We start from the raw sequence: 3613 nt of genomic DNA, 5'->3' as shown, positions 1-3613 counted from the left end.
GAAAATTAAAAGTTTATGTTATAAAAATGGCAAATTAAAAGGTTTGCTGCAGATCTCTGTGTAGTGTTTTGGACAGTCTTGTACGAGTCCTGGTTAGACTTTCAGATTTTGGGTTGAGGAGACTGGTGGTGGAAATGATGCTTTGATGGTTGTTTCGTAATCGATACAGAAAAGTTTAAATTCCGTAACAGTACACTTTCAATCAGGTGATCAAAATGTCTGAGGAGAAAATTATCGAGGTTTTGAAGAGTGCAGGAAAGCCGCTGAAGACGAAGGAGATTGCCGAACTTGCCGGGTTGGACAGCAAGGAGGTCTCGAAAATAATATCGAAGCTGAAAAAGGAGGGGAAAATAAAAAGTCCGAAAAGGTGTTACTACTCCGTCTGATCCCTAAGATTTTTGGGTATTTTGTTATATTTTCTCAGGTGCACCATTACTCATGGACTTCAGAAAAATAATCCCGAGGATGCACGGCGCTACGTCAATATGGTTCGCGTCTATGGTTCTCGCGCTTCCTGAACTCACACCAATCGAACTTCTCGCGTCTCTGTCAGTCTTTTTCGCCGTGGCTGCCGGTCACAACGTGATATTCAAGGGAAAGGCAGGTGTGGGTGACTATGCGGTCCTCGTAACCGCAGCATCGCTCATAGCAATCACGGCCACCTGGAATCACGCGATCGTGCTCTACTCGATACCGCTTCTCCTATCCATTGCATTCAGAAAAGACTTCAGAAAATACGTGATTTTCTCGTCTCTGCTCACGACAATTCCCGCATCATATCTCTCCGAAGTACCGGCGTTTCTGGCGTTCGTCTCGTTTGCGTTTGCAGGTGTGCTGCTGGCAGACTCGTTCATCTACTCTGACAGGAGAACTGCAATTGCCGGAATCGCTCAGTACTCTGCAGTGTCTTTTGCAACCTATCCTGTTCTCTCAATCTTTACGCTCGCTCTCGCACTGCCGTTTTTCGTCAGGATGAGTCTGAAGTCTCTGGGTTTGTACCTGCTTGCGTCTGTCACGCTCAACGCGGTTTCGCTTCTTTTAATTATTTATCATGTATGATCTATATTTTTGGTGGCCTAATTTTTTAGGGAAAACCATGATATAATTCACCGCTATTTTAGAAAATATGAAACTGGAAGGAAAAGTTAGCCAGCACGAAAGCGTGCAGAGAATGTACGAAATCGTTTCTGGACAGGGCGTTTCGAACGTTATCGACAGGTTTAACGCCCAGGAAAAGGGCAGGTGTCCATACTGCACACAGGGGCTGAGCTGCCAGCTCTGCAGCATGGGGCCGTGCAGAATTGGGCCGGGTAAGGAGTACGGAGCGTGCGGAATTGACGCCGCAGGAATGGTCACGAGGAACTTCGTCCACCTGAACATGCTCGGGACAGAAGCATACACATACCACGCGATTGAGGCAGCCAAAACACTCAAGGCGACGGCAGAGGGTAAGACTCCCTACGAGATAAAGGACGTTGAGAAGCTGAAGTGGTTCGCTCAGCAGCTCGGAATTGAGGGAGACGACGTAAAGGATCTCGCTATCAAGGTTGCTGATTTTGTGATTGCGGACCTGAGCTCACACGAACCGAGCAGGATCGTCCTTGCGTTCACCCCGGAGAAGAGGAGAGAGGTGTGGGAGAAGCTCGGTCTGATTCCAAACGGGGTGTTCCAGGAGCTCCTGACCGTTGGCAGCTCGTCCATGACCAACGTCGACTCAAACTACGTCTCCCTCGCCATGAAGAGCATGAGGATGGGCATCGTTACATGCCTTGGTGCCCAGCTCGTCGTGGAAACAATCCAGGACATCCTGTTCGGCACTCCGATGCCACACGAGGCCTATGCGGACTTCGGCATCGTCGATCCGGAGTACGTGAACATAGCCGTTAACGGCCACGAACCCTTCGTCGGAATGGCTCTGATAAAGCTTGCCGAGAGGGAGGATATCCAGGAAAGGGCGAGGCAGGCAGGAGCGAAGGGGCTCAGAATCGTTGGGTTCATTGAAACAGGCCAGGAGATTCTCCAGAGGGTCTCAAGTCCGGTCTTCGTCGGACTCGTGGGCAACTGGATAGTCCAGGAGTACGTGCTGGCGATGGGAGGAATTGACGTGTTTGCTGCGGACATGAACTGCACGCTCCCGAGCCTCCCGCTCTACCAGAAGTACGGCGTCAAAATAGTGCCGGTCAGCAAGCTTGTGAGGTTAAGGGGAATAAACGAGGGACTCGACTACGAGCCCGAAAAGGCCGAGGAAATCGCGATGAAGCTAATCGACATGGCGATAGAGAACTTCAGGGAAAGGAGAAAGAACATCGAGCCGATAAAGGTGGAGAACAAGAAGAAGATCACAGTTGGCTTCTCGCCCGAAGCGATCCTCAAGGCCCTGAACAACGACCTGAACGTCCTTTTCGACGCGCTGAAGAACGGCAGCATAAAGGGAATCGCCGCCCTCGTCAGCTGTACGACTCTGAAGAACGGTCCCCACGACACCCACTCCGTTACAATAGCCAAGGAACTCATCAAGAAGGACGTACTCGTTCTCTCGATGGGGTGCGGAAATGCTGCAATGCAGCAGGCTGGACTGACGAGCATGGAGGCCGTTGATCTTGCAGGCGAGGGGTTAAAGCAGGTGTGCAAGGCTCTCGGCATCCCACCGGTGCTCAGCTTCGGCACGTGCACCGACACGGGCAGAGCGGCTTACCTGCTCAAGGTGATTGCTGAGGCCCTCGGAGTTGACATACCCGACCTTCCGGTTGTTGCTACTGCACCAGAGTACATGGAGCAGAAGGCGACGATTGATGCGATATTTGCAGTGGCGTACGGTCTGACTGTGCACGTCTCCCCGATACCGCCAATAACCGGTAGCGAGGATGCCGTCAGGCTCTTCACCGAGGATGTGGAGGGGCTCACTGGCGGAAAGGTTATGGTCGAGGAAGATCCTGTGAAGGCTGCGGAGAAGCTGGTACAGGTTATTGAGGAAAAGAGGAAGAAGCTCGGGCTCTAGGGAAGAAAGCCGTATATGTCCGAGATGTGCCTGATCAGCAACCTCTCAACCTTTTTTATTTTGGATTTTGGTACTTCGCTGCCAATCGGACAGAAATCGTGGACGGTGGCCTTTCCCTTTTCCACGTCGTAGACGACCGGGTAGAGTCTGCAACCCACGGGCCTGTGTTCGTAAATTTCGCATTTGCAGTTCTTCAGAAAGAAGCATTTTCCGTCGACATTTTTCAGAACCCTCACACCGTCAATCACGATGCTGAAGTCCTCCCTCGAGTATCCAAGTTTCTCGATTCTCCTCAGATCCCTCTCACTGAGCTGCATTTCCGTATCCTTGCAGCACTCGCAGCATGCAATCTCAGAGCACCTCAGCTTCACTTCCATTTCAGACCCCGTAAAAAGTCCTGGAGACTCACACCGGACCTCTTTGCGATTCTCTCAAGTATTCTATAGGTGTTCGTCGAGTACTGTATGGCCCTCTTGTCCCTGTACGCCACCTCTCTCGGAATGAACCTCCCTGCGATCTCCCTGAGAATGTACTTCCTCACGACGCCGTCACCCCCCCCCCCCCCCAAACCCAAAAAAATGGACAGGGCAACCTCTATTATATCGAAGCTGAGGT

The 3613-nt window shown here is 51.4% G+C and carries 4 protein-coding genes and 1 pseudogene; 3 read left to right on the top strand and 2 right to left on the bottom strand.

The features are described from left to right. Positions 1–215 precede the first annotated feature (215 nt). The 3 genes from ACXJJC_RS02690 (at position 216) to cooS (ending at position 2998) form a co-directional block, all read left to right on the top strand. Positions 216–386 (top strand): FaeA/PapI family transcriptional regulator, encoded by a 171-nt coding sequence (locus tag ACXJJC_RS02690; RefSeq protein ID WP_456369283.1) that lies wholly within the window; start codon positions 216–218, stop codon positions 384–386. A 52-nt stretch (positions 387–438) separates the two neighbouring features. Beyond that, positions 439–1059 (top strand): hypothetical protein, encoded by a 621-nt coding sequence (locus tag ACXJJC_RS02685; protein WP_456369281.1) that lies wholly within the window; start codon positions 439–441, stop codon positions 1057–1059. A 67-nt stretch (positions 1060–1126) separates the two neighbouring features. Continuing rightward, positions 1127–2998, top strand: coding sequence for an anaerobic carbon-monoxide dehydrogenase catalytic subunit (gene cooS, locus ACXJJC_RS02680; protein WP_456369279.1), 1872 nt, complete (start codon positions 1127–1129; stop codon positions 2996–2998). On the opposite strand, the gene ACXJJC_RS02675 is transcribed toward cooS, so the two are convergent. Both ACXJJC_RS02675 and ACXJJC_RS02670 read right to left on the bottom strand, forming a co-directional pair. After that, positions 2995–3375, bottom strand: a complete 381-nt coding sequence (locus tag ACXJJC_RS02675; RefSeq protein ID WP_456369276.1) for a YkgJ family cysteine cluster protein — start codon at positions 3373–3375, stop codon at positions 2995–2997. The two genes, cooS and ACXJJC_RS02675, sit on opposite strands and share 4 nt — an antisense overlap. After that, positions 3366–3613: pseudogene (locus ACXJJC_RS02670) on the bottom strand (asparagine synthetase B); the annotation flags it as partial. The pseudogene ACXJJC_RS02670 and the gene ACXJJC_RS02675, both read right to left, overlap by 10 nt.

The sequence above is a fragment of the Geoglobus sp. genome (genome assembly GCF_054018175.1).
The sequence above is the reverse complement of the archived record's forward strand: the minus strand, read 5'-3'. Positions and strand labels throughout refer to the sequence as shown.